This is a genomic window from Pseudomonas viridiflava, assembly GCF_900602065.1.
In the GTDB taxonomy this organism is placed as follows: Bacteria; Pseudomonadota; Gammaproteobacteria; order Pseudomonadales; family Pseudomonadaceae; genus Aquipseudomonas.
The window spans coordinates 208305-233378 of sequence record NZ_UWFN01000310.1; the positions used below are offsets into that span (position 1 = coordinate 208305).

General features: G+C 56.9%; 22 protein-coding genes and 1 pseudogene. 13 read left to right on the forward strand and 10 right to left on the reverse strand.

Going from position 1 to position 25074, the window contains the following annotated elements:
- Positions 1 to 197 precede the first annotated feature (197 nt).
- The gene (locus EE949_RS23390) at positions 198 to 1661 is read left to right on the forward strand and encodes a glyceraldehyde-3-phosphate dehydrogenase (RefSeq protein WP_122666455.1); all 1464 of its coding nucleotides are present in this window, start codon (positions 198 to 200) and stop codon (positions 1659 to 1661) included.
- Between the two features lie 210 nt (positions 1662 to 1871).
- Here the strand turns inward: EE949_RS23390 and EE949_RS23395 are convergent, their stop codons facing one another.
- On the reverse strand, positions 1872 to 3164 hold the full coding sequence (locus tag EE949_RS23395) for an MFS transporter (RefSeq protein ID WP_122666456.1): 1293 nt from the start codon (positions 3162 to 3164) through the stop codon (positions 1872 to 1874).
- 548 nt (positions 3165 to 3712) lie between these two features.
- Here EE949_RS23395 and sthA point away from each other — a divergent pair.
- Positions 3713 to 5107: a Si-specific NAD(P)(+) transhydrogenase gene (sthA, locus tag EE949_RS23400; protein ID WP_122666457.1), complete on the forward strand. Its 1395-nt coding sequence runs from the start codon at positions 3713 to 3715 to the stop codon at positions 5105 to 5107.
- A 42-nt stretch (positions 5108 to 5149) separates the two neighbouring features.
- Here sthA and EE949_RS23405 read toward each other — a convergent pair whose 3' ends face one another.
- Complete coding sequence (locus EE949_RS23405) at positions 5150 to 5872, reverse strand: glycerophosphodiester phosphodiesterase (RefSeq protein ID WP_122666458.1); 723 nt, start codon at positions 5870 to 5872, stop codon at positions 5150 to 5152.
- Between the two features lie 324 nt (positions 5873 to 6196).
- Positions 6197 to 6778: a PilZ domain-containing protein gene (locus tag EE949_RS23410; protein ID WP_122666459.1), complete on the reverse strand. Its 582-nt coding sequence runs from the start codon at positions 6776 to 6778 to the stop codon at positions 6197 to 6199.
- 125 nt (positions 6779 to 6903) lie between these two features.
- Here EE949_RS23410 and EE949_RS23415 point away from each other — a divergent pair, with 125 nt between their 5' ends.
- The 5 genes from EE949_RS23415 to queF all read left to right on the forward strand — a co-directional run bounded on the left by EE949_RS23415 (position 6904) and on the right by queF (position 11672).
- Positions 6904 to 8154 (forward strand): lipoprotein-releasing ABC transporter permease subunit, encoded by a 1251-nt coding sequence (locus tag EE949_RS23415; RefSeq protein ID WP_122666460.1) that lies wholly within the window; start codon positions 6904 to 6906, stop codon positions 8152 to 8154.
- Between the two features lie 7 nt (positions 8155 to 8161).
- Positions 8162 to 8845 carry a lipoprotein-releasing ABC transporter ATP-binding protein LolD gene (lolD, locus tag EE949_RS23420; RefSeq protein WP_205504740.1) on the forward strand — a complete coding sequence of 228 codons (684 nt, stop codon included), beginning with the start codon at positions 8162 to 8164 and terminating at the stop codon, positions 8843 to 8845.
- 72 nt (positions 8846 to 8917) lie between these two features.
- A complete protein-coding gene (locus tag EE949_RS23425; protein WP_122666462.1) occupies positions 8918 to 10162 on the forward strand; it encodes a lipoprotein-releasing ABC transporter permease subunit in 1245 nt (414 codons plus the stop codon).
- A 92-nt stretch (positions 10163 to 10254) separates the two neighbouring features.
- Positions 10255 to 10767, forward strand: coding sequence for a cupredoxin domain-containing protein (locus EE949_RS23430; protein WP_122666463.1), 513 nt, complete (start codon positions 10255 to 10257; stop codon positions 10765 to 10767).
- Positions 10768 to 10841: 74 nt separating this feature from the next.
- On the forward strand, positions 10842 to 11672 hold the full coding sequence (queF, locus tag EE949_RS23435; RefSeq protein WP_122666464.1) for an NADPH-dependent 7-cyano-7-deazaguanine reductase QueF: 831 nt from the start codon (positions 10842 to 10844) through the stop codon (positions 11670 to 11672).
- 60 nt (positions 11673 to 11732) lie between these two features.
- Here queF and EE949_RS23440 read toward each other — a convergent pair whose 3' ends face one another.
- Both EE949_RS23440 and EE949_RS23445 read right to left on the reverse strand, forming a co-directional pair.
- Positions 11733 to 11996 carry a DUF4404 family protein gene (locus tag EE949_RS23440; protein ID WP_122666465.1) on the reverse strand — a complete coding sequence of 88 codons (264 nt, stop codon included), beginning with the start codon at positions 11994 to 11996 and terminating at the stop codon, positions 11733 to 11735.
- A 196-nt stretch (positions 11997 to 12192) separates the two neighbouring features.
- Positions 12193 to 12801: an HAD family phosphatase gene (locus tag EE949_RS23445; RefSeq protein ID WP_122666466.1), complete on the reverse strand. Its 609-nt coding sequence runs from the start codon at positions 12799 to 12801 to the stop codon at positions 12193 to 12195.
- Positions 12802 to 13009: 208 nt separating this feature from the next.
- Here EE949_RS23445 and EE949_RS23450 point away from each other — a divergent pair, with 208 nt between their 5' ends.
- Entirely contained in the window at positions 13010 to 13711 is a 702-nt protein-coding gene (locus EE949_RS23450) for an MlaA family lipoprotein (protein WP_122666467.1), read from the forward strand.
- A 78-nt stretch (positions 13712 to 13789) separates the two neighbouring features.
- Here EE949_RS23450 and EE949_RS23455 read toward each other — a convergent pair.
- Positions 13790 to 14085, reverse strand: a pseudogene (locus EE949_RS23455) (PilZ domain-containing protein).
- Between the two features lie 264 nt (positions 14086 to 14349).
- On the opposite strand from EE949_RS23455, the gene rssB reads away from it, so the two are divergent.
- Together rssB and rssC are read left to right on the forward strand one after the other, a co-directional pair.
- Positions 14350 to 15534, forward strand: coding sequence for a two-component system response regulator RssB (gene rssB / locus EE949_RS23460; RefSeq protein WP_122666468.1), 1185 nt, complete (start codon positions 14350 to 14352; stop codon positions 15532 to 15534).
- Positions 15531 to 16013, forward strand: a complete 483-nt coding sequence (gene rssC, locus EE949_RS23465; protein WP_122666469.1) for an anti-sigma factor antagonist RssC — start codon at positions 15531 to 15533, stop codon at positions 16011 to 16013. The genes rssB and rssC overlap by 4 nt, the downstream gene beginning before the upstream one ends.
- Before the next feature lie 106 nt (positions 16014 to 16119).
- Here rssC and tal read toward each other — a convergent pair whose 3' ends face one another.
- The 3 genes from tal to EE949_RS29895 form a co-directional block, all read right to left on the reverse strand.
- A complete protein-coding gene (gene tal, locus EE949_RS23470) occupies positions 16120 to 17046 on the reverse strand; it encodes a transaldolase (protein ID WP_122666470.1) in 927 nt (308 codons plus the stop codon).
- Positions 17047 to 17226: 180 nt separating this feature from the next.
- A complete protein-coding gene (gene dusA, locus EE949_RS23475) occupies positions 17227 to 18237 on the reverse strand; it encodes a tRNA dihydrouridine(20/20a) synthase DusA (RefSeq protein WP_122666471.1) in 1011 nt (336 codons plus the stop codon).
- 324 nt (positions 18238 to 18561) lie between these two features.
- Positions 18562 to 21924: an autotransporter outer membrane beta-barrel domain-containing protein gene (locus tag EE949_RS29895; RefSeq protein WP_240350426.1), complete on the reverse strand. Its 3363-nt coding sequence runs from the start codon at positions 21922 to 21924 to the stop codon at positions 18562 to 18564.
- 240 nt (positions 21925 to 22164) lie between these two features.
- On the opposite strand from EE949_RS29895, the gene EE949_RS23485 reads away from it, so the two are divergent.
- From EE949_RS23485 to dapF, 3 genes are all read left to right on the forward strand, one after another.
- Positions 22165 to 22476: a TM2 domain-containing protein gene (locus EE949_RS23485; RefSeq protein WP_122666472.1), complete on the forward strand. Its 312-nt coding sequence runs from the start codon at positions 22165 to 22167 to the stop codon at positions 22474 to 22476.
- A gap of 286 nt (positions 22477 to 22762) precedes the next feature.
- Entirely contained in the window at positions 22763 to 23092 is a 330-nt protein-coding gene (locus EE949_RS23490) for a DHCW motif cupin fold protein (RefSeq protein WP_122666630.1), read from the forward strand.
- 43 nt (positions 23093 to 23135) lie between these two features.
- Entirely contained in the window at positions 23136 to 23957 is an 822-nt protein-coding gene (gene dapF / locus EE949_RS23495; RefSeq protein WP_122666473.1) for a diaminopimelate epimerase, read from the forward strand.
- Between the two features lie 104 nt (positions 23958 to 24061).
- On the opposite strand, the gene EE949_RS23500 is transcribed toward dapF, so the two are convergent.
- Positions 24062 to 24964, reverse strand: a complete 903-nt coding sequence (locus tag EE949_RS23500) for a LysR substrate-binding domain-containing protein (protein WP_122666474.1) — start codon at positions 24962 to 24964, stop codon at positions 24062 to 24064.
- Between the last annotated feature and the right edge of the window lie 110 nt (positions 24965 to 25074).

Sequence of the window (25074 nt, forward strand, 5' to 3'; positions counted from 1 at the left end):
GTTGCGACGAGGGCCGCGATTGTACCGGGGGACAGGTGCAAATGTCAGGTCTAAGACTACGCTGTGATGCAGAAGTGCACGCCCGGACATTTTCTGAAGTGCAGCGGAACAAAATGTAGTGCTCGCTGATCTGACAACGGCGCATTGCCCTTAAACAAAGGCGGCGGCATAATGTAGCCCCTTTTTTCAGCCCCTACATGTGGAAGGTTCCCGTGACTCAGAAGCCCGACCAGTGTCTTGGTGAATGGATCGATCGTGAAGCCCTCGCCGAGGCGATGATCCCGCTTATCGGTCAGCTCTACCGCAACAACAATGTGGTGAGTTCGATCTATGGCCGCAGCCTGATCAACCGTTCGGTTATCGCGATTCTCAAAGCTCACCGCTTTGCGCGTCACCGTCAGTCCGATGCAAGCGAGTTGTCCGTACACGAGACTTTCCCGCTCGTTAAAGCCATGAGCGAGCTGAAACTGGGCGCCGCCTCGGTGGATCTCGGCAAGCTGGCTGTCAAGTTCAAGACTGAAGGCAATGGCCGTACCGCCGAAGAGTTCGTCCGTGAAGAACTGGCCGAACTGGTGGGTCAACAAAACGCTTCGCCACGTAAAGGCACCGACGTTGTGCTGTACGGTTTTGGCCGGATCGGTCGCCTGCTGGCGCGCATCCTGATCGAAAAAACCGGCGGCGGCGATGGTCTGCGTCTGCGTGCAATCGTCGTCCGTAAAGGCGCCGAGAACGATCTGGTCAAGCGTGCGAGCCTGCTGCGTCGTGACTCGGTGCACGGTCCTTTCGATGGCACCATCACCATTGATGAAGCCAACAGCACCATTACTGCCAACGGCAACCTGATTCAGGTGATCTACGCCAAGAACCCGACCGAGGTGGATTACACCCAGTACGGTATCAAGGACGCACTGCTGGTGGATAACACCGGTGTATGGCGTGATGCCGATGGTCTGGGTCAGCACCTTTCGTGCCCGGGCATCGATCGTGTGGTCCTGACTGCACCTGGCAAAGGCAAGCTGAAGAACATCGTGCACGGTATCAATCACGGTGAAATCACAGCTGACGACAAGATTGTTTCTGCGGCTTCCTGCACCACCAACGCCATTGTGCCGGTGCTCAAGGCAGTCAACGACAAGTTCGGCATCGTCAATGGTCACGTTGAAACCGTTCACTCGTACACCAACGACCAGAACCTGATCGACAACTTCCATAAAGGCGATCGTCGTGGCCGTAGCGCCGCGTTGAACATGGTGATTACCGAGACCGGTGCTGCCACTGCTGCTGCCAAGGCGCTGCCTGAACTGGCTGGCAAACTGACCGGCAACGCGATCCGTGTCCCTACGCCGAACGTTTCCATGGCGATTCTCAACCTGAACCTTGAGAAGGCGACCACTCGCGAAGAAATGAACGAGTACCTGCGTTACATGGCGCTGCACTCGGACCTGCACAAGCAGATCGACTTCGTGAACTCTCAGGAAGTGGTTTCCACTGACTTCGTGGGTTCGCGCCACGCTGGTGTAGTGGATGCTGAAGCAACCATCGCCAACGATAACCGCGTTGTTCTGTACGTCTGGTACGACAACGAATTCGGTTACAGCTGCCAGGTAGTTCGTGTGATGGAAGACATGGCGGGCGTTAACCCACCAGCGTTTCCGCGCTAAGAGTAGCTACAAGCTTTAAGCGGCAAGCTACAAGCAGCAACAAAAACGCCCCGACCGGGTAACTGGTCGGGGCGTTTTTTGTTGTGCTGGCGGGTTGCGACTATCCCCTGTGGGAGCGGTGCTTGCCCGCGATAAGGACGACTTGATCTAAAGTGAACCGCGTCCAGCCTTATCGCGGGCAAGCACCGCTCCCACATGTACGGGGCTTACTCAGCCAGCAGTCACGGCCTCGGGCGCTTGCAGCTTCTGGCCGCCTTTGCGGAACAGCACCAATGTAGCCACCAGACCCAGCACCGCGGCGCCCGTCAGCCAGATCCCCGGCGCTGCCTTGTTATCCAGGGCGTGAATCAGGTAAGTACAAGCAGCCGGGGTGAAGCCGCCGAAGGTCGCAGTTGCCAGGCTGTAGGCCAGGGAGAAGCCGGTCGTGCGCACTTCCACTGGCATGATTTCGGTCAGGGCAACCACCATTGCGCCGTTGTACGAGCCGTACAGGAAGGACAGCCACAGTTCGACCATCAGCAGGTTGCCGAAACTTGGGTTGGCCACCAGCCAGGACAGGGCAGGGTAGGCTGTCGCAATGGCGAGCACGGTCGCCCCCAGCAATAGCGGTTTGCGACCGATACGGTCGGACAGCGCGCCCATCACCGGCAGCCAGATGAAGTTCGATATCCCGACAAAAACCGTCACGATCAGGCTGTCGAGATCGGACAGGTGCAGCTCGTTTTTACCAAACGTCGGCGTGTAGGCGGTAATCAGGTAGAAAGACACGGTGGTCATGATTACCAGTGCCATACCGCCGATCACCAGACCGAAATTCTGACCAATCGAGCGCACCACTTCTTTAAGCGTGGGGCGATGAGTGCGGGCCTGGAATTCCGGTGTTTCTTCCATGGAGCGACGAATCACGAAGATCACCGGTACGATCAGGCAGCCGATCAGGAACGGCACGCGCCAGCCCCATTCACCCATTTCTTCCGGGCTCAACCAGTGATTCAGGCCTACACCCAGCAGGCCAGCGAAGACCACGGCTGCCTGCTGGCTGGCGGACTGCCAACTGACGAAGAAGCCCTTACGGCCCGGCGTGGAGATTTCAGCCAGATAAACCGATACACCACCCAGTTCAACGCCAGCCGAGAAGCCTTGCAGCAAACGACCCAGCAGCACCAGCAGCGGTGCGGCGACGCCTAGCGTTGCATAACCCGGCACGCAGGCAATCAGCACCGTACCCATTGCCATCATCGCCAAGGTCACGACCAGGCCTTTTTTACGGCCGTGACGGTCGATGTAAGCGCCGAGAAAGATCGCACCCAGTGGGCGCATGAGAAAACCGGCACCAAAGGTGGCCAACGAAAGCATCAGGGACGCAAACGCGCTGTCGGAAGGGAAGAAGGTTTTGGCGATGGCAGTGGCGTAAAAGCCGTAGACCATGAAGTCAAACATTTCAAGGAAGTTGCCGCTGACAACGCGAAAAATCGCTTTGCCTTTGCCGGTGTTTGAGGCCATTGAAAATTACTCGCTTGGGCTATCTGGTCGAGGTCCTGCAGTTCATCAACATTAGCCAGATGGCTCTGGCCCGGTCGTGCTGACGTGGCAGTGACCCCAAAGGATCCGTTGTATTTTTATGTCCTGCTGCATCGGTCAAGGCTCCTGCCTGCACGCAACGCACAATTGTAACCATATGTGTAAAGGACTCTAAAAACAACTCTTGCTAGTTAATGTCCGCGCGATGGCGCGTGATTTCATCTGCGATTTGCAGACTCGCTAACTTCATCAGGGCGATGCCATGGAAGGGTGGTTGACGAAGATTTCAGGAATGTCGTGTTTTTGATGTGAATCGTTACGCCAAGCGCTTTATCATGCGCAGCCTTGACTGGTCGCAGCGTCATTTGGTCGCAGACAAAAGTGGCTTGCGACGCTACCAACGGTTAATGTTCCACCGATTGGCGCAGGTTTAGACTGCGCGCCAGGTTTCGATCCTTCATGTCGCCGGCCGCGATGTGATTTAGCCGGAGATGCCAGAGTGGCACCTCGGCCTGTTCTAAGGAGTACGCATGGCTGTCTACAACTACGACGTAGTGGTATTGGGTTCCGGCCCTGCCGGGGAAGGCGCGGCAATGAACGCCGCCAAGGCGGGGCGTAAAGTAGCGATGGTCGACAGCCGTCGGCAGGTCGGCGGTAACTGCACACACTTGGGCACCATCCCGTCCAAGGCTTTGCGTCATTCGGTCAAGCAAATCATTCACTTCAATACCAACCCGATGTTCCGGGCCATTGGCGAGCCGCGCTGGTTTTCGTTCCCGGACGTGTTGAAGAACGCTGAAATCGTAATTTCGAAGCAGGTGTCTTCGCGCACCGGCTACTACGCTCGTAACCGTGTCGACGTATTTTTCGGCACCGGCAGCTTTGCCGACGAGAACAGTATCGATGTGGTGTGCGGCAACGGTGTAGTAGAGAAACTGGTCGCCAATCAGATCATTATCGCCACTGGATCGCGGCCTTATCGTCCCGCAGATATCGACTTTTCCCACAAGCGTATCTACGACAGCGACACCATCCTCAGCCTCGGTCACACGCCGCGCAAACTGATCATTTATGGCGCTGGTGTGATTGGCTGTGAATACGCTTCGATCTTCAGCGGTCTGGGCGTAATGGTCGAGCTGGTCGATAACCGCGACCAATTGCTGAGCTTCCTCGACTCGGAAATCTCTCAGGCGCTGAGTTACCACTTCAGTAATAACAACGTCATGGTTCGCCATAACGAAGAGTATGAAAAGGTTGAAGGCCTGGATAACGGTGTGATCCTGCACCTCAAGTCCGGCAAGAAGATCAAGGCAGACGCATTGCTCTGGTGCAACGGCCGTACGGGCAACACCGATAAGCTGGGTCTGGAGAACGTTGGCATCAAGGCGAACGGTCGCGGGCAAATTGAAGTTGATGACAGCTATCGCACCAACGTGCCCAACATCTATGGCGCGGGTGACGTGATTGGCTGGCCAAGCCTGGCGAGTGCCGCTTACGATCAGGGGCGTTCGGCGGCGGGCGTAGTTGTCGATAATGGCAGCTGGCGTTACGTCAATGACGTGCCAACGGGCATCTACACGATTCCGGAAATCAGCTCGATTGGCAAAAACGAACACGAATTGACCCAAGCCAAAGTGCCGTATGAAGTGGGCAAGGCTTTCTTCAAAGGCATGGCGCGTGCGCAGATTTCCGGCGAGCGCGTAGGGATGCTGAAGATCCTGTTCCACCGCGAAACCCTCGAGGTTCTGGGTGTCCATTGCTTCGGCGACCAGGCATCAGAGATTGTGCACATCGGGCAGGCGATCATGAACCAGCCGGGTGAAGCCAATACCCTGAAGTACTTCGTCAACACTACGTTCAACTACCCGACCATGGCCGAAGCCTATCGGGTAGCTGCTTATGATGGTCTGAACCGGCTTTTTTAAGCGACTCCGGCCGGTGGCCTGAGCCGGCCGGGGAGACCGATTTCAGCGATTCTCGAGGGTGGCGCTGGCCAAACCGGGAAAGTCTGTAATCAGGCTGTCTACGCCGAAGTCGGCGAGCCTGCGCATCAGCGCGGGTTCGTTGACCGTCCACACCGACACATGCAAACCCTGACGTTGAGCTTTCTGTTGGCGTTCAGGGGTGCAGAGTGTCCAGTTCAATGCCAGATACTCACAGCCGTAGCTTTGGGCGACCTTTAGCGGGTCCAGCCAGGCGTATTCGGCCACCAGGCCTCGTGAGATATCAGGCGTCAGCTCCAGTGCCGCTTTAAGCACTTCTCGAGAGCTTGAGGTAATCGTGATCTTGTCCAGCAAGCCGTGGCGCTGAGCCATTTCGCGGATTGCCAGCACGGTTGATGCGGCCCGCGTGCGCGAAGCGCTTTTGACCTCCAGTTGCCAGTGCTCGAAATCGCACTTTTCGAACAGCTCTTCAAGACGAGGGATCGTGCAGGGATTGATCCAGCCGGGGCCGCCTTTGCGTGCGTCATAAGTCACCAGATCCGCGGCGCTGTGTTCAATAACCTTGCCGCGCCTGTCCGTGGTGCGCTTCAGGGTTGGGTCATGGATCACCATCAGTTCCCCGTCACGAGAAAGATGCAGGTCAAGCTCACAGCGGCGTACGCCGTGTTTGAGGCATTCCTGAAAGCTGGTCAGGGTGTTTTCCGGTGCTTCGCCTTTGGCGCCGCGGTGGCCATAAATAAGGGTCACGTTTACTCCTGGTGGCCTTCAAGGCGTTGGTCTTGGTGTGATGGTCATTTCTGTGCTGTTATCAAATGCACCCTCTGGATGGAATACATTCCCTGTAGGAGCTGCCGAAGGCTGCGAAGCATTTAGCCTGACACTCCGCCATCGCAGCCTTAGGCAGCTCCTACACAGACTGTGTGAAAACTACTGCGCTCGGCAATACTGCGTTAAAAACAGCCGAAAAATGCTCATTTAGAACACCTAGACTCCGCTTTTTCGGCTGTTTTTGCCTTGTCTTGCCGTCGCTCGCTACGTTTTCACACAGTCTGTACAGGACCAGCGTGTCGTTTATGCAGGCTTTTCCTGCTCCAGCGCCTGGCGTCGCAGTGCAGCTTGTCGTTGCAAAATGTATCGGGCCAGCAGTTGGCGCTGAGAGTCGGGCAGATCGATGAACTCGGTGCCGATCTCGAACTGGCCATCCGGCAGCATGTCGCAATGCGTCACTTTGGCGTGCAGCATCAAGGCCGAAGCTTGCGGCATCAGGACCATTTTGATCGACAGTTGGGCATCAACGGCGAAGCTCGCAGGGTTGTGAAATTGCACGCCACCTTCAGAAATAATCACTGGCTGCGGGGCTCCGAGCTTGCCCAGAGTGGTTTGCGCTACCACGCGGCCGAGCAATTCAATGCGTTTGCCGAAGGACTGCAGCAAGCTGCTCACCACTCGGTCCCGCTCATCCAGCTGACGCAAAAGGTGCTGGGATTCGAACTCGCTGATGTGCAGTTCGCTGAGCAGTTCAAAGAGTGCCGAGGTCTCACGCATGGACTGGTGCCCGGCGTGGTCGGTGCTGGACAAGAGGTTAATTTCCAGTGCGACACTGTCCTCGATACGGTAGTATTCGCGGCGTTCTTCTTCATCTAATGTCGACATGGCGAACCCATGGTAGCGGCGATGGTCATAGTGGTTGCTCGCAGTGCTTAGAGTGTTTTCGAGTGTAAAGCTGCACGCTTAGGCCCGCCACAAGGACGTCCCCATTCCTCCGAACAAGTCCCTAAATGTTCAGACCTCTTTTTGTATTCATAGGCACGCGTTACACCCGTGCCAAACGCCGTAATCATTTTGTCTCCTTCATTTCCCTGACTTCCATGATTGGTCTCGCCCTGGGCGTAGTGGTCATGATAGTCGTCTTATCGGTCATGAATGGTTTCGATCATGAAATGCGTACTCGCGTGCTTGGCATGGTCCCGCACGCCACCATTGAAGCCGGTGAACCGATCGGCAACTGGCAGGCTCTGGCTGACAAGGTCAGGCAAAATCCGCAGGTTGTCGCTGTCGCGCCGTTCACCCAGATGCAAGGTCTGCTGACCAATAATGGCAGCGTGCAGAAAGTCCTGCTCAATGGCATCGACCCGGCGCAAGAGCGGAAAGTTTCGATCATCGATGACTTCATGAAGCAGGGGAAGCTCGATGATCTGTCGGCCGGTGACTTCGGCATCGTGATCGGCGACAAGGCAGCCACCAAGCTCGGTGTCGGGGTGGGTGACAAGGTGACCTTTGTTGCTCCTGAGGTGACGGTCACGCCCGCTGGCATGTTCCCGCGCATGAAGCGTTTTACCGTGACCGGCATTTTTCATGTGGGGGCCGGTGAGCTGGATGGTTACCTGGGGCTGACCAATCTTGACGATCTGGGCCGTCTGCATCGCTGGAAATCCAATGAGGTCCAGGGTTTGCGTCTCAAGTTCGAAGACCTGTTCGAAGCGCCGCGCACCTCTTATCAAATCGCCCAGACCCTCGGCGAACATAATTACTACTCCCGTGACTGGACGCGCACCCACGGCAATCTGTATCAGGCGATCCGCATGGAAAAAGCCATGATCGGTTTGTTGTTGTTGCTGATCGTGGCGGTTGCAGCGTTCAACATCATTTCTACGTTGGTCATGGTGGTCAACGACAAGAAAGGCGACATCGCGATCCTGCGCACGCTGGGTTCCACGCCTGGGCAGATCATGGCGATTTTCATGGTCCAGGGCACGGTGATTGGCGTCGTCGGAACCTTTATAGGCGCGGTCGTAGGCATCATCGCCGCGCTCAACGTCAGCGCCGCGATTTCCGCTCTGGAAGGCCTGATCGGCCACAAGTTTCTCAACGCTGACGTGTACTTTATCGACTACCTGCCGTCGCAATTGATGGCCGAAGACGTGTTGATGGTATGCGGTGCGGCATTGGTTCTGAGTTTCCTCGCCACCTTGTATCCGGCCTGGCGCGCAGCGCGCACCCAACCGGCGGAGGCGTTACGTTATGAGTGAGTCGGGCATGAGTGATAAAGCAGTCTTGAGTTGCCGCAACCTGGGCAAATCCTACGAGGAAGGCCCAGAGTCGGTTGTAGTCCTGTCCGGGCTGCAGCTGGAATTGTTCCCAGGCGAGCGCGTGGCGATTGTCGGCAGTTCGGGTTCGGGCAAAAGTACCTTGCTCAACCTTCTGGGCGGCCTCGATACGCCTTCCGAGGGCAGTGTCTGGCTGGCGGGTGAAGAGCTCTCCGCATTGGGTGAGAAGGCTCGCGGCCTGTTGCGCAACCGGGCACTGGGTTTCGTGTACCAGTTCCACCATTTGCTGCCGGAATTCACTGCGCTGGAGAACGTCTGCATGCCGCTGCTGATCGGCAAGACGGCGATCCCCGAAGCCCGTCAGCGTGCGACAGCGTTGCTGGAGCGGGTAGGCCTGGGACACCGTCTGGCGCACAAACCTTCAGAGTTGTCTGGCGGTGAGCGTCAGCGTGTGGCCATTGCCCGAGCACTGGTCAACCAGCCGGGGCTGGTGATGCTCGATGAGCCGACCGGTAACCTGGACCACCACACCGGGCAGGGTATTCAGGACTTGATGCTGGAGCTGAGCACATCGTCGCGAACAGCGTTTCTGGTGGTGACTCACGACATGAATCTGGCCAGACAGATGGATCGTGTGTGGCGTCTGGAAGATGGGCGTCTGGTAGAAGCGTGACCCCGTTGCCCCGGCGCAATTGATCGCGCCGGGTGTCATTTTTGCGGTAATTTTTTCTACGGTGCACTGCGAATGTTTCGACCGTTATCCATTTTTATTGGCACGCGCTACACCCGCGCCAAGCGCCGCAACCATTTCATCTCGTTCATTTCCATGACTTCGATGATCGGCCTGGCGCTTGGTGTGCTGGCGATGATTGTCGTGCTGTCTGTAATGAACGGTTTCCAGCGGGAAATGAGTTCGCGCATCCTGGGCATGGTCCCCCACGCGGTGATCGCAGGCGTCCAGCCGCTGGATGACTGGAAGCCGGCCGCCGCCGCTGCGCTGAAGAATCCTGAAGTCACCGCCGCTGTACCGTTCACTGAGATGGACGGCATGCTGTCTTACAAGGGGGCGATGCAGCCAATCCAGATCAGCGGTGTCGATCCTGCGCTGGAGCATGAGGTATCGATCGTTGCCAAGCATATCGTGCAGGGCAAACTGCAAGACTTGAAAGCCGGTGAGTTCGGTGTGGTGCTGGGCGAGCTGAGTGCTCGTCGCTTTCGTCTGAACGTCGGCGACAAGTTGACCTTGATCGTGCCTGAAGTCAGCAGTGCGCCGGGTGGCATCACGCCGCGTCTGCAACGGTTGACCGTGGTCGGTATCTTCAAGGTTGGCGCCGAGCTTGATGGCTCCATGGCCTTGATCAATGTCGCCGACGCCGCGCAGATTCAACGCTGGCAGCCTGATCAGGTGCAGGGCGTGCGACTGGCCTTGAAAGATCTGTATAAAGCGCCTGAGGTCTCGAAGGTGATCGCTGGCGGTCTGGGTGCTGATTACCGCGCCGACGACTGGACCCACACTCAAGGCAGTCTGTTCAGTGCGATGAAAATGGAAAAAACCATGATCGGCCTGTTGCTGCTGATGATCGTCGCCGTGGCGGCGTTCAATATCATCGCCACGCTGATCATGGTGGTGAATGACAAGGGCGCGGACATTGCGATCCTGCGCACGATTGGCGCGACGCCCCGGCAGATCATGACCATCTTCATGGTCCAGGGAACGGTCATCGGTATCGTCGGCACTATTATTGGCGGCGTGCTGGGGATCATCGCAGCAATCAACGTCAGCAGTCTTGTTGGTTGGGTGGAGCGGGTCAGTGGCCAGCACATCTTTAGCTCCGATGTGTACTTCATCAGCAACCTGCCTTCCGAGCTGCAAGCGGGCGACGTGGTGCTGATCTGTAGCGCCGGCTTCATTCTCAGCTTCCTCGCCACACTTTACCCAGCCTGGCGCGCGGCGCAGATTCAGCCAGCGCACGCATTGCGATACGAGTAATTGATGGGGCGGGCCTACAGTTTCCTGTTGTCAGGCCCGCCCGCCAGTACCGCCCACTTCAGCCTCTGTTTTCGCCACTTTTGGAGAACACCATGCCCTCTATCGCTCGCCTCTCACTGGTTGCCGCGCTGTTGACACTCAGTCAGCCATTGCTCGCATCGCCTACCCCCGCACTTGCGTTCGGGCACGCTGCGCCAGCCACGCAGGCCTCCCGCACAATCGAACTGGTTTTGGGTGACATGTATTTCGATCCCAAAGCGGTACAGGTCAAGGCGGGTGAGACTGTGCGTTTTGTGCTGATCAACAAGGGCCAGTTACTGCATGAGTTCAATCTGGGTGATGCAGCGATGCACGCCAGTCATCAGCAGGAAATGATCAAGATGCAGCAGAGCGGCATGCTCACGCCGACCGGCATGAATCATCACGCAATGGATCACGGCTCGATGGAAATGAAGCACGATGATCCCAACAGCGTGCTGGTTGAACCCGGGAAGACCACTGAGCTGACGTGGACGTTTGCCAAGGCCGGCAATCTCGAATTCGCCTGCAATCTCCCTGGGCATTATCAGGCTGGCATGGTCGGCAAACTGACAATTACCGAGTAGCCGCTGAAAGGGCGGCGTAAACCCTATAAACTTGTCGGCTTACTCCGATAGCTTCAAGTGATCCAGGTACCGTCATGCATCCTGCAGCCGAACACTCGCCGCTGGGCAAGTCCAGTGAATACATTGCCACTTACACACCGTCTTTGTTGTTTCCGATCCCGCGTGCCGCGAAATGGGCCGAGCTGGGTCTGACTGCACAGACGTTGCCCTATCAGGGGGTGGACTTCTGGAATTGCTATGAGTTGTCCTGGCTGTTGCCATCCGGCAAGCCAGTCGTGGCCATTGCGGAGTTCAGCATCCCGGCTGATTCGCCGAATATCATCGAGTCCAAATCGTTCAAGCTGTACCTGAACTCGCTGAATCAGACGGCCTTTGTTGATCGTGCAGAGCTGATCGCGACGCTGGTAAAGGACTTGTCAGCCGCAGCGGGTAAGCCGGTAGGCGTGCGTATCCGCAGTCTTGCGGACATTGAAGGCGAAGGCGTGGCGACGATGCCGGGCCTATGCATCGACGAGCTTGATGTGAGCATCAATAGTTACGACCGGCCGCAGCCTGAGCTGCTGCGTTGCGATGAATCCCGTGTTGTCGAACAAAGCCTGCACAGTCATCTGCTCAAGTCCAACTGCCCGGTGACCAGTCAGCCGGACTGGGGCAGCGTAGCGGTGGAGTATCGCGGTGCCGAGCTGGACCCGGCGAGCCTGCTGGCGTACATCGTCAGCTTTCGTCAGCATTCGGATTTTCATGAGCAATGCGTCGAACGTATCTTTCTCGACCTGCAACGTTTGCTCAAACCAGAGAAGCTGACGGTTTATGCACGTTATGTGCGTCGCGGTGGGCTGGATATCAATCCGTATCGCAGCACGGAGTCGATCACTCCGGATAATCGCCGTCTGGCTCGACAGTAGGCAGCAAAAAGCCCGTCACTGACGGGCTTTTTATGGGCTGCGGTTTGACTTCTCAAGACGTCAAATACCAATGTTTCCCAAGGTCACGACGATATTGCGCAGTGTGCCTGCGATGCCCGGGTGTTCGAGTTCAAAGCGCTCAACGGCAAGATTGACGCCATCGGCCAGGCTAGGATCCTGAGTTACGGACTCCAGCTCGATTTGTGACTGGATCTGCTGCGCCAGGGCTTCCAGATCGGCGCGCTCTGCTTCATTCAGGGGTGGATTCTGCTCCAGTTGCTCGCGCAGGGTATTGAGTTGTTCTTGCAGTTCGCGGGCAGGCATGACGTGCTCCTTCATTGATAAGTCTGTCCCATGGACCCCGGCGCAGGGCCAAAGGTTCGTCATGGGTATGTGACAAGACTAATCCACTCTGGTGCGGCTTGCCTGCAGATTGCGCGTCCAGTCCGGCGCCCTCGCGGCTAAAGCCAGTCCTGCGGGTCTGCGTTTACAGTCCGGGAGTGCACCCAAAAATTCTATGTCAGGGCTTCTCGCCCTTGGTCCGGCGCAGCGCGATGTCAGCCAGGCACGACTCCAGTTCGCCCAGATGATCAATCGCCGAATGCACGCCCAGCGCGTAAAGCTGCAATGTCGCCTGGCCCCGTCGGTATTCGCGCTCGGCATCGGTCAGTGCCTGCCACTGCGAGGGGGATAGGCCGCACAGTGATCCGCACGATGCGAGTCCCACCGTCCAAAGCCCTGCATTGAGGCCGGCTTGCAGGAGCCTTGGCTCGCCGCTGACCAGTACGCAACCGTCCAGCTGGCTGACATTCAATTCCATCAAAGCCTGCCAGCAGGCATCGGGAGCCGGCCAGCGAGCCTTTGTCGTCGGAGTGGCTCTGATCAGATGGCTTAATGGCTGAGCCAGCCTGGCGGTCAGGTTGCCTGGCAATTCATCCACCCAGGCGCAAGGGATATCCTGCTGATGCAGCCTCTGTAACGCTTTGAAGGCGCCTGGCGTGGTCAGCGAGTGCTCGTCGCTCAGTTCGGACACACTGCGCGCTTGCGCACCAAAATCCACCAGACAGCCGCTCAGGCCAAAAAGAATGGCGGTAAACGCGGGCAGGGGAGCGGTCACGGGCGCGAGCATGGCGATATCTCTGAAATAACGCTGAACGCTACGGGGCATTTGTGACAGTAAGATGAATATCTGGTGATGGCGTTTAAAGTGTTTTATCGGTCTTACAGACTCGAATAGCCAAGGTGCTGCCTAATTCCTGTCATATGGCCTTATACTCCCCGCCTTGACGTGTGGGGGCGTAGCGCCCGCTTCATTACTTTTGCCAGGAGTTTCAGCTATGCCCGTGACCGGTGCTGGTGTGTTCAATCGTCTTGCTCAGCTGTGTGTTTGTGCCGGTATGGCGCTGGTGCCAATGGTTGCACAGGCCGCCGAAGAAGATCCGTGGGAAGGTGTTAACCGGGTCGTGTTCCGTTTCAATGACACCATTGATACCTACGCACTGAAGCCTATCGCGCAGGGCTATCAATTCATTGCTCCGCAGTTCGTTGAAGATGGCGTGCATAACTTCTTCAACAACATCGGTGATGTCGGAAACCTGGCCAACAACGTGCTGCAGGCCAAACCTGCTGCTGCCGGTGTCGATACCGCTCGCTTGATCTTCAACACCACATTCGGTCTGCTGGGCTTCATTGATGTGGGCACCAAAATGGGCCTTCAGCGCAGTGACGAAGACTTTGGTCAGACACTGGGTTACTGGGGTGTGCAGAGCGGTCCGTATGTAGTGCTGCCATTGTTTGGTCCAAGCACTGTGCGTGACGCCATCGCCAAGTATCCGGATACCTACACTTCGCCATACCGCTATATCGATCACGTGCCTACGCGCAACACTGCGCTGGGCATAAACCTGGTTGATACCCGTGCCAGCCTGTTGTCGGCCGAACGCCTGATCAATGGCGACAAGTACATCTTCATTCGTAACGCGTATCTGCAGAACCGCGAGTTCCGCGTCAAGGACGGCCAGGTCACTGACGACTTCTGATTGATGCGTCGGGAATAAATAAAGGCGACCTGTGGTCGCCTTTATTTTTTACTATTTGTGAACCAGTTCCGCAGCGTCTCAGTGCATCTTGACGATAGTCAGGCCCAGTTTTTGCCGTCGGCCTCGTCAGTCACCCACACAACCTCTGTTTCTGCCTCAAGGCCCTTGAGGGCCGCATGGTCTGAATCGATTCGCACGCTCAGTTTGTCGCCCACTTTGAAAGTTCTGGGCGCCTGTACCTGCATCCCGGAGCTCGATAAATCAATGCACACAGCCGGGATGACCTGGCCTGCGTAGATCAAACTGATGTCGGCTTCCACGCGCATCCGGATGTAGTCTCTTTTCTCCTCGTAGCTTCGATCATTTAGACTCATATTTAGTCCTTCGTTTTCGTTGCTGAATTCATGGTTCTTATAACTCTGAGCGATTTGCCGTGTAAAGACGCAAAGTGGGCGCTGGCGCGTGCTTGAAACGCCCGTCGGATGGGAGTACCGTCTGCGCCTTGAAGGGCACCTCTGAAACGCCACTTACAGGATCAAAAGTCCGGTCGTGCGGTCAGAGAGGCTAGAAGCGAATCCAGTACGCAGACCCGTGAACCGGGTTGCCTACGCCAACCTAATCTGGCGCCGTTTGCCCACATGCAGAAAACCAGTGCCACGCTGCTGATAATCGATGACGACGAAGTAGTGCGAGCGAGCCTCGCCGCCTACTTGGAAGACAGTGGCTTCAGCGTCCTGCAAGCTAACAATGGCTTGCAGGGCATACAGATATTCGAGCAGGACAAGCCCGATCTGGTGATCTGCGACTTGCGCATGCCGCAGATGGGCGGGCTAGAGCTTATCCGGCAGGTGACGGCTATTGCGCCGGAAACTCCTGTTATCGTGGTGTCTGGTGCGGGCGTCATGAACGATGCCGTCGAGGCGCTACGCCTGGGCGCTGCCGATTACCTGATCAAACCTCTTGAAGACCTGGCAGTGCTGGAGCACTCGGTTCGTCGGGCGCTGGATCGCGCGCGCCTGCTTCAGGAAAACCAGCTTTACCGCAAGAAGCTTGAAGCCGCCAACCGCGAACTGGAGGCCAGCCTGCATCTTCTTCAGGAAGACCAGGATGCCGGTCGCCAGGTGCAGATGAACATGCTGCCGATCAGTCCGTGGTCGATCGACCAGTTCAACTTCGCCCATGAAATCATCCCGTCGCTTTACCTGTCGGGTGACTTCGTCGATTACTTCCGAGTAGACGAGCGCCGGGTGGCGTTCTATCTGGCAGATGTTTCCGGGCATGGTGCTTCGTCGGCATTTATTACCGTGCTGCTGAAGTTCATGACCACGCGCCTGCTGTTCGAATCCAAGCGAGGCGGTACACTACCGGAGTTCAAGCCTTCGGATGTTCTCGGCCACATCAACCGCGGTCTGATCAGTTGCAAGCTGGGTAAGCATGTGACGATGGTGGGTGGCGTGATTGACGAGGGTTCGGGGAAAATGACTTATGCAGTCGGCGGTCATTTGCCACTGCCTGTGTTGTATACGCCGGGTGAAGCACGCTATCTGGAAGGCCGTGGTTTCCCGGTGGGTCTGTTTAACGAAGCCACCTATCAGGATCATGTGATCGACTTGCCAGAGTCGTTTAGTCTGACCCTGTTGTCTGATGGCATTCTGGATCTACTTCCCGGTGATACACTCAAAGAGAAAGAAGCCGCGCTACCTGAACTGGTAAAAGCGGCGGGCGGCAGCCTGGATGGCTTGCGTCAGACTTTTGGATTGGCCACGCTAGGGGAGATGCCGGATGATATCGCCTTGTTAGTGTTGAGCAGGAACCTTGAATGAGTACCGGTAGAATCCAGTTCGCCGAGCAAGAAGGCACCTTCGTTCTCAAGTTTGTTGGGGAAGTGCGCCTGACCTTATGTTCGGCTTTGGATGCGACTATTGAGCGAATCTTCACCGCTCTGAATTTTTCGGCGGTGGTTATCGACCTCACCGAAACCCGCAGCATCGACAGCACGACGCTTGGCTTGCTGGCCAAACTGTCGATTTTGTCGCGTCAAAAAGTCGGGCTTTTGCCTACGCTGGTCACCACCCATGAAGACATCACCCGGCTTTTGCAGTCGATGGGTTTCGACCAGGTGTTCAACATTGTTGACCGGCCAATCCCGTGTCCTGAATGCCTGACGGACCTGCCGTCCCAGGATCAGTGCGAAGAAGTGGTCAAGGCCAAGGTGCTGGAAGCGCACAAGATTCTCATGGGACTCAACGACTCCAATCGCGAAGCGTTCCATGATCTTGTCAACGCGCTTGAGCGTCACTGATCCTTCAAGACTTTTGATTCGTAACTGAATGACGATCAGCAAAAAGGGCGGCATCCGCGAGGATGTCGCCCTTTTAGTATTTCAGCCTGGTCTTTCAGTGCATTGATCAGACCTTGGCGCTGAGCAATGCTTCGAGTTTTTCCTGGTCGCGAGCGAACTGACGAATACCTTCGGCCAGCTTCTCGGTTGCCATGGCATCTTCGTTGGACGCCCAACGGAACTGGCTTTCGTTCAACGTTACACGCGGCTCACCGGCGTTGCCCGGGTTCAGCTTGCGCTCCAGCGTGCCGGTGTCTTCCGCCAGTTTTTGCAGCAGGTCCGGGCTGATGGTCAGGCGATCACAGCCCGCCAATTGCTCGATCTGGCTCAGGTTGCGGAAGCTGGCACCCATGACCACGGTCTTGTAGTCATTGGCCTTGTAGTAGTTGTAGATGCGGGTCACGGACTTCACGCCCGGATCTTCGGCGCCGACGTAATCCTTGCCTTCAGCCTTTTTGTACCAGTCGTAGATCCGGCCCACGAACGGCGAAATCAGGAACACGCCTGCATCGGCACACGCTTGGGCCTGTGCGAAGGAAAACAGCAGAGTCAGGTTGCACTGGATGCCTTTCTTTTCCAGTACTTCGGCAGCACGAATACCTTCCCAGGTCGACGCCAGCTTGATCAGGATACGATCCTTGCTGATACCCGCCTGGTCATACATGTCGATCAGGCGTTGGGCGCGGTCGATACAGGCATTGGTATCAAAAGAGAGGCGGGCATCGACTTCGGTGGAAACCCGGCCTGGTATGACCTTGAGGATTTCCTGGCAGATAGCGACGGCAAAGCGATCAGACGCCAGGCCGATATCGCCATTAGCGCCGCTGAAGGCTGCTTTGAGGCGGTCAGCATTGCTGTCGCTGGAACCGGCCTTGAGCAGCAGGGAAGGGTTGGTGGTCGCGTCGACCGGCTTGAGTTTCTCGATGGCAGCGAAATCGCCGGTGTCGGCAACAACGGTGGTGAATGCTTTGAGTTGATCCAGCTTGGAAGTCATGAGCGTGCTCTGTCCTGTGCGGTTAGGTGACATTACCCGAGCGTTGCCGCCCACTCAAGGGCGCAAAGCATAACGCCGCGCCAGAACAGGGCGGCCTGCTGCCCGGGTGGGCGAAAACTCGATCCAGACTGGTTGGAGCACGATCTGCGGCACTTGTTCCGTGGGTTCAACTCTGTGGCTTCAGCGACCTTCCAGCAGGCCAGCCGCCTGATCCAGAAGCGCCAATGGATCCTGAGTCTTGTGGATGTCCACCGAAAGTAGTTGCCGGAAGCGGCGTGCCCCTGGGAAACCGGTGCCCAGGCCCAACACGTGACGTGTGACATGGTGCATCGAGCCACCGCTCTGGATGTGCGCTGCAATGTACGGACGCATCGCCGCCAGCGCCTCGGCGCGGGAAATCACCGGAACATCGCTACCGAACAACTGCTGATCGACTTCAGCCAGCAGATAAGGGTTGTGATACGCCTCCCGACCCAGCATCACGCCGTCGAACACCTGTAAATGCTCCTGGCATTGTTCAAGGGTCTTGATCCCGCCATTGAGGATGATTTCCAGGTCAGGGAAGTCGCGCTTCAACTGCGCAGCAACGTCATAGCGCAGCGGCGGGATATCGCGGTTTTCCTTGGGAGACAGCCCCTCAAGAATCGCAATTCGCGCATGCACGGTAAAACTGGTGCAGCCCGCTTCGCGCACAGTCCCGACGAAATCGCACAATTGCTCGTAACTGTCGCGACCATTGATCCCGATCCGGTGCTTGACCGTCACCGGTATCGACACCGCGTCACGCATCGCCTTGACGCAATCAGCCACCAACTGCGGATGCGCCATCAGCACCGCACCAATCATATTGTTTTGCACCCGGTCACTCGGGCAGCCGACATTCAGATTGACCTCGTCATAGCCCACGGCCTCAGCCATCCGCGCGCACGCCGCCAGATCCGCCGGAACGCTACCGCCCAACTGCAACGCCAGCGGATGCTCCGCCTCGTCGTGCTGGAGGAAGCGATGTGGATCAGCGTTGAGCAAAGCGCCAGTGGTGACCATTTCGGTGTAGAGCAGGGCGTTCTTCGAGAGGAGGCGCAGGAAGAAGCGGCAGTGGCGGTCTGTCCAGTCCATCATCGGCGCTACGGAGAAGCGTCTGGATACCGTAGCGCTTGTGTTTACTGGGCTGGAGTGGGCGTTCTGTACCATTATGCTCTACGTATTTTCGGGTTTTTTGGGGTGTCGATGGTGCGCTGTACCGCTTGAAGTGGACGCGCACCACTTTCGATATGGCGACTATCCAGGCAAGAAAACTGGCGGGTGCTGCTGCGGGCCAAGTGGCCCAGGATTCTTGTCGGCGACCTTGGGGTTGCAAGTCTATCAATACCGCCAGACCTTCGCCCGAAAACCAGTAGTGCCGCCGTGGGAGGGCTGCATGAATCGGAGCTCTTGTTCGGATGTGAAGAGCTCCGGTCAAAAAATCGGGGGCGACGAGTGCTCTGCGACAGACCTATTCGCCTCAAGCATCGTGTGTCAGAACGAGTAGCTGACCTTGAATGAACCCGTCACGCCCTGACGATCACCAAGATAACTCTGCACACCCACATCGACGCTCAGAGCCTCGACGGCAGCCAGTGGATTCATCGTCGCACCCACTTCAACAATACCTGTATTGCCACTTAGCGAAGGCTTTTCGATGGAAAGGTCATAGGCACTTCCTGAGGCGTCGCCTTTAAACTCATGCTCATAGGCTACACCTGCGTAAGGCTTGATCCGGCGGGTGTAGGCATAGCTGTAGCGCGTGCCCACACGAACCCGAGAGCTTTGGGAGGCGCCGAAAGTCAGTTGGTCATTGCCGATATTCACCTTGTCGGCATTTTGCTTGCCCCAAGTGTAGCGACCATAAACATCCAGCGACTGCTTCTCGTCGAGGTTCAGGATGTAACCCACACCCGCCAGGGCGCCGTAGTACCTGGATTTAGTATCGTATTGACCCCGTACACCTTCGGCGTCGGTCAGGTCATTACTATCAAAACTCATTTTTGCAGTACCCGTACGCACAGAGGCGTCGAGGTACAGGCCATCTTTGGCGCCGGTATCAGATCCTGGTTTTTTATTCAGCCCCGTGTCGGCCACATCCATATGGAACAAGACTCCGCCACCGGTGTAACGGAAATCACCACCGCCGCGGACCGGGTCGTAACCGGTGAAGCTGTTGTAGCTGTCGTAATTACCGCTGCCATGCTCTGCAAAAACACCCAGGGTGATTGCACTCTGATCTTGCAGCTCAAAGCCTGTAGCGACGCCCAATGCCACGCTAAAACCGCGCACATCGATGTGTGAACCGGTTTTGTAACGGCTGGAACCACCGCTTACAGCAGTAAATGGTGCCAGGTTGACACCGCTGCCATTTTTGCTGGTTTGTTGCAGGCTGGAACGGGCCGCGCTAATACCGTTATCACTGATCAGATCTGCGCCTTGATTGGTAACAGCCAGGGACGCGGCGCGGCCTTCCAGAAAGGCTTTGGATGTCGGGTTGAGTCGGCCAGCAGGGGTGGGAGAGCTCGCGGCCTTTTTGCCATCAATGCTCAGAACCAATTCATCATTTACGACGCTTAAGTTCGCGTCGTAAATAATGAAATGGCCCTGTGTGATCTGTGTCGTCGTGAGCGTGGGTGTGCCTTGGGCTTTGTCGATCAACGTCACGGTGTCACCGGCATTGAGAACGTTGCCGTCGTTTTCTATCGCCATCGTGTGTGTGGTGCCGGTGAGCTGAACCTTGTCAGATCCTGTGATAGTGATCAGCGTGTCGTTGTTAATGACGTCTTTGGGCAGCACCCAGTTGTACTTCTCAAAGTTGTAGATGCCGGTCAGCGAGCCTCGGTAACCGTTCAGGTTCAAGGTGTTGCCAGTGAATGCTTTGCTATTGTTAACCGTTCCATCGCCATTAACGCTGTAACCCCCGTAGACCGATCCTCCAATGATTAAGCTGGCGCCTTCCAGTGTCACGATATTGTTCTCGACCCGGCCTCCCTCGCCGGTAGTTCCAGTATTGCCTCCTGCGCCGCCCTGGCTGTAGCCTCCATAGATATCTCCGGAAAGGGAGGACGTTCCTGAGATCGTCACCTTGTTACCGGAGACATGGCCGCCATCGCCGCCATCGCCGTCATTGGAGGAAAAGGAGGTTCCTCCCGCGCCGCCGGCGCTGAATCCGCCGAATACTGATCCACCTCTCTGACCATCAGCCCCCCCTGCAGAAGAGGAACTATTTCCGCCGTCTCCTCCGATGGCCCCGGTTAGCGTGACATTGGTCAGCGTGACCGAATTGCCGGAGACCTCGCCGCCGTTGCCGCCATTTGCGAACGCAGGGGAAGAGGGGGTGGAAGGCGAAGATGAAGAAGAGGAAGAGAATCCACCGCCGCCGCCTGCACTGAATCCACCGTATACCGAGCCCCCACCCTGACCACCAGCACCACCAGCAGAAAAGGAACTATTTCCGCCGTCACCTCCATTGGCTCCCGTCAGCGTGACATTGGTCAGCGTGACCGTATTGCCGGAGACCTCGCCTCCGTTGCCGCCCATAGCGGATGAAGAGGAGGAAGATAAGAATGAGGATGAGGATGAAGAGTGCCCCCCGCTGCCGCCGGCACTGAATCCGCCATATACCGACCCCCCTCCCTGACCACCAGCACCACCAGCACCCGTGAGAGTGATATTACCGGAGGAGGAAGCATCGCCACCGTCGCCACCGTCTGCCCCCGTTATCGTGACATCGGTCAGTGTGACCGTGTTGTCGGAGACCTGGCCTCCGTCGCCTCCATTGGCGGAGGAAGGGTAGGCGGAAGGTGAGGTTGAAGATGAGGAAGAGGAGTGCCCCCCCGCGCCACCGGAGCTAAATCCGCCGAATACCGATCCCCCACCCTGGCCTCCAGCGCCACCAGCACCCGTGCTAGCAATGGTGGCAGAAGCGGAAGTATCACCGCCGTCGCCTCCATTGGCTCCCGTAAGCGTGACATTGGTCAGCGTGACCGTGTTGCCGGAGGCCTCGCCGCCGTCGCCGCCATTTGCGGTGTCGGAGGCGGTGGCTGAGGAGTGCCCCCCGCTGCCGCCGGCACTGAATCCGCCGTATACAGACCCCCCACCCTGACCACCAGCACCACTAGCGCCGGAGCTGACAATAGTTCCGGAAGAGGAAGTATCACCACCGGTGCCCCCGTTGGCTCCCGTTAGCGTGACGTCGGTCAGTGTGACGGTATTGCCGGAAACCTCTCCGCCTTCGCCACCATTGGCGGAAGAGGGGCTGGAGGAGGGAAAGGGCCCGGAGGATGAGGATGAAGAGTCTCCGCCTGCACTGCCGGTGCTGAATCCGCCGTAGACTGACCCACCCCCTTGACCGCCAGCATCGCCAGAAGCACTTACAGCAAAAGTACCAGAAGACGATGTATCACCACCGTCGCCTCCGTCCGCTCCCGTTAGCGTGACATTGGTCAGCGTGACCGTATTGTTGGAGACCTTGCCGCCCCCGCCGCCATTCGCGGACGAGGCGGAGGATGAAGAGGCGTTTCCACCCGTGCCGCCAGCGCTAAGTCCGCCGAAAACCGACCCGCCACCAGCACCGCCGGCACCACCAGAGCCAGAAGCGCTCCCACCAATACCGCCTGGCGTAGAGGGTTGCGTATTAATATCGGAGTTGCCCACGTTTTGTGAGGTGACAGGCGCGCCGTTGCCACCATCACCGTTCGTGCCCGCCGAACCCTGGCTGGATCCACCGTATGTAACGTTGTCGCCATCGCTGCCGACTGCGCCACCATTTGCGAACGCAGGCGAGAGGAATAGCGCGCTTGATATCGCAATGCCCAGGGTAGTGAGATGAAATACGGTATTTAGTGGCTTCATGGGGCGCTATACATACTGGGCGGGGAGGGATGTCTATCGGATGTCCAGACTATCGGCAACACCGTCGGTTTCTAAAGCGTGTGTGCAACGACTTGTGAGCCATTTTTGCAGGCGGGATTTTTTGTCAGAACTCATCGATTTTTCTCAAGAACTAGATGATTTCAAAATGATACCATTCCCGCTTGAAATCAGATCGTGTCAGTTCGACACATGGAATCCCGATTGGGAAAGGAAACCTGAATGTCCTCGTTGCAAGCCGAAATGCTGGTTGAACAGAAAGTCGCGAATGCCAAGAAATCCACTGGTGTCGCTTATCTGCTGTGGTTCTTTTTGGGCGGGTTCGGCGGTCACCGTTTTTATCTCGGCAAAACGGGCACTGCAGTTGTTCAGCTGATCATTACCTTGATCGGTTGCTTCACCATCTTCCCTCTTATCATTACCGGCATCTGGCTGTTGATTGATGCTTTTCTGATTCCTGGAATTATTCAGGCAAGCGCCGAAAAAGCTCGTCATGAGGCACGTCTTGAAGTGGCAATGCTTCAGCAAAAATAGATTTGCAACAGTCGCTGGCGGCTTGAATTGCGTAGCACGCAAGTCCGTCAGTGCGTTCGTTGAATCAGGGGAAGGGCGCCGGCGAGGCGCCTTCTTTGTTTGTGTTTTCCGCAAGCTCGCCACTTCTTCAGTAGGGCGAGTGAATGTATCGCTCTCACTATGCATGACCCAATTTCGTAAGGCCGAAGGATGCGCTCTGTATCCCGCGACCTTGAGGAATCTGTATCTGTCGGCAACTCTGCCAGGCTGATAGGGTTTACATCCCTCGTGTTTTGAGCCCGCCATGATTGAACTCACCGCTTTCCCGTTCGGTACAACCGACTGGTCGACAATCGAACCTGTTGAACATGCCGGTGAAACCGGTACTGCTTATTGGCGTACCTGTGAGTTCGGTTCGATCCGAGTTCGCATGGTCGAATACAGCCCCGGCTACCTGGCGGATCACTGGTGTTGGAGAGGCCATATCCTGCTGTGTCTGGAGGGCGAATTGCACACTGAGTTGGAGGATGGTCGCCAATTCATACTCACTGCTGGTATGAGCTATCAAGTGAGCAATGACGCCGAAGGGCATCGATCATTTACCACTACCGGTGCCAGGTTGTTTGTGGTCGACTGAAGCGCTCTGAACATCACCCCATGTCTTGTTGCAGGATCTATTGATGCCGTTTGGTTTTCATAAAATGCATGCCAATGGCGATGACTTCGTCATTGTGGATACGCGGAACGCTCCCAACCCGTTCACCAGTGCCGTTGCCCGGCGATTGGGTGACCGGAATCGAGGTCTGGGCTTCAATCAACTCGCGGTGCTGCTGGATTGCGACGATGCAGCGGCACGCTTGATATTCTGGAACGCGGACGGCTCTGCGCTGGATGCGTGTGGAAGCGCGACGCGGGGTGTTGCGGATCTGTTGATGCGTGAAGCGGACGTCACGTCGGTAACGTTAAGGACGAATCGCGGCTTGTTGGCGTGCGAGCGAACGTCTAACGGTGATATCGCGGTCGACATGGGCAAGCCGCTGTTTGGCTGGTCAGATATTCCGCTGGCCCTGGAGCTGGACTCGGTTGTTTTGCCACTGGCCGGTCGTCCAACAGCTTGCAGCATGGGCAATCCGCACTGCACTTATTTTGTCGAGGATCTGGCCGATGTCGATATTGCGAAAATCGGTCCGGCGCTTGAAACCAATGACCTGTTTCCGCTCAAGACGAATGTGCATTTTGTCCAGATTATGAGTCGCAAGCATATTCGATTGCGCATCTGGGAGCGGGGTGCTGGCATTGCGCTCGGTTCAGGCTCCTGCTCCTGCGGCGCTGTTGTGAACGGTATTCGTCGTGGCCTGCTCGACCCGTGTGTCGAAGTCGAGTGCGATGGCGGAAGCGTGACTGTTCGCTGGGACGGCAGAGGGCCGGTGTTTCTTATTGGCTCGGTAGAGAGTGTTGCGTCGGGAGTGATCGCGGACAGCCTTTTGGAGTCCCTTTCCTGAGTCGGTAGGACCGCGCGGTGAACGAGCGATATGTAGGAGCTGCCGAAGGCTGCGATAGCGGTTAATGCTTCGCAGCCTTCGGCAGCTCCTACAAGAAATGCATTTTACTTGTCAGGAAACGGCAGCGACAGCAGCCAGTGGCTGAAGGTGTTCAAAGAAGGCAGATGCTGGTAACGCTTCGCGTAGACAAGGTAGTAGCTGCGCCCGCTGTCCATCGAGTCAAACAGTGCAACGAGTTCGCCGCTTTTGAGCTCGTCCTGCACGAGAATTTCAGGGACCAGCCCGATCCCGATGCCTGCCGAAACTGCCTGAATAAGATGCGCCGTGAGCTCGAAGCTCGGGCCGGATCTCATGTTTCGGTGGTCGACATCATGGCTGTCGAACCAGTCCGACCAGGCGCTGGGCCTTGATACCACGTTCAACAGCGCATGCTCGGCGACGTTAGCCGGTGACATGGCCCGGTACTCAGGCAGGGCAGTAGGACTGGCAACGACGACGAGCTTTTCGCTGAGCAACTTATGCGAGATGTAGCCTGGCCATTCACCTGAGCCGACGCAGATGATGGCGTCCATGTCGTGAGTCGTGGGCTGGGCTTCCGCCTGAATAATCCGTGAGTGGATGTGCACCAGTATCCCCGGGTGTTTTGCATAAAACTCATGCATGCGCGGCAGCAGCCACTTCGAGCCCAGGGTTGGCAGCACTGCCAGATTCAATGGTCCGCCATCATTCTTGTAGGAGATGGTCTGCAAGGTTGCGCTGCGAATGCGCCCCAGCGCTGCCGCCAGCTCATGCTGATACAGCGCACCTGCGGCGGTCAGTTCGATCTTGCGCCCGTCACGCCGGAACAGTTCGACTTCAAGTTGAGCCTCCAGCGTCTGCACCTGGCGACTGACAGCGCTCTGGGTCAGCGTCAACTCCTCGGCTGCCTTGGTGAAGCTGCCATGCCGGGCGGCGGCTTCAAAAGCGATCAACAGCGACATTGATGGAGTCAGTCTTCTAGGGTTCATTCATAACGCTCATGCAAACCCAGCAGGAATTACGCTTGTGACCAAGCCTGAGAGGCGCAAAAATTAACAAAAAATAGAGTCTGATGCTCTGCGCGCGATAAGCCGAGCAT

Bases quoted from the DNA above. Each gene is read 5' to 3' on its own strand.
- EE949_RS23425 (WP_122666462.1), top strand. From the start codon at position 8,918: ATGTTTCGACCGTTATCCATTTTTATTGGCACGCGCTACACCCGCGCC.
- EE949_RS23500 (WP_122666474.1), bottom strand. From the start codon at position 24,964: ATGAACCCTAGAAGACTGACTCCATCAATGTCGCTGTTGATCGCTTTT.
- queF (WP_122666464.1), top strand. From the start codon at position 10,842: ATGCATCCTGCAGCCGAACACTCGCCGCTGGGCAAGTCCAGTGAATAC.
- rssC (WP_122666469.1), top strand. From the start codon at position 15,531: ATGAGTACCGGTAGAATCCAGTTCGCCGAGCAAGAAGGCACCTTCGTT.
- EE949_RS23395 (WP_122666456.1), bottom strand. From the start codon at position 3,164: ATGGCCTCAAACACCGGCAAAGGCAAAGCGATTTTTCGCGTTGTCAGC.
- EE949_RS23450 (WP_122666467.1), top strand. From the start codon at position 13,010: ATGCCCGTGACCGGTGCTGGTGTGTTCAATCGTCTTGCTCAGCTGTGT.
- rssB (WP_122666468.1), top strand. From the start codon at position 14,350: ATGCAGAAAACCAGTGCCACGCTGCTGATAATCGATGACGACGAAGTA.
- EE949_RS23410 (WP_122666459.1), bottom strand. From the start codon at position 6,778: ATGTCGACATTAGATGAAGAAGAACGCCGCGAATACTACCGTATCGAG.
- EE949_RS29895 (WP_240350426.1), bottom strand. From the start codon at position 21,924: ATGAAGCCACTAAATACCGTATTTCATCTCACTACCCTGGGCATTGCG.
- EE949_RS23440 (WP_122666465.1), bottom strand. From the start codon at position 11,996: ATGCCTGCCCGCGAACTGCAAGAACAACTCAATACCCTGCGCGAGCAA.
- EE949_RS23485 (WP_122666472.1), top strand. From the start codon at position 22,165: ATGTCCTCGTTGCAAGCCGAAATGCTGGTTGAACAGAAAGTCGCGAAT.
- EE949_RS23390 (WP_122666455.1), top strand. From the start codon at position 198: ATGTGGAAGGTTCCCGTGACTCAGAAGCCCGACCAGTGTCTTGGTGAA.
- lolD (WP_205504740.1), top strand. From the start codon at position 8,162: ATGAGTGATAAAGCAGTCTTGAGTTGCCGCAACCTGGGCAAATCCTAC.
- EE949_RS23430 (WP_122666463.1), top strand. From the start codon at position 10,255: ATGCCCTCTATCGCTCGCCTCTCACTGGTTGCCGCGCTGTTGACACTC.
- EE949_RS23445 (WP_122666466.1), bottom strand. From the start codon at position 12,801: ATGCTCGCGCCCGTGACCGCTCCCCTGCCCGCGTTTACCGCCATTCTT.
- sthA (WP_122666457.1), top strand. From the start codon at position 3,713: ATGGCTGTCTACAACTACGACGTAGTGGTATTGGGTTCCGGCCCTGCC.
- tal (WP_122666470.1), bottom strand. From the start codon at position 17,046: ATGACTTCCAAGCTGGATCAACTCAAAGCATTCACCACCGTTGTTGCC.
- dapF (WP_122666473.1), top strand. From the start codon at position 23,136: ATGCCGTTTGGTTTTCATAAAATGCATGCCAATGGCGATGACTTCGTC.
- dusA (WP_122666471.1), bottom strand. From the start codon at position 18,237: ATGGTACAGAACGCCCACTCCAGCCCAGTAAACACAAGCGCTACGGTA.
- EE949_RS23415 (WP_122666460.1), top strand. From the start codon at position 6,904: ATGTTCAGACCTCTTTTTGTATTCATAGGCACGCGTTACACCCGTGCC.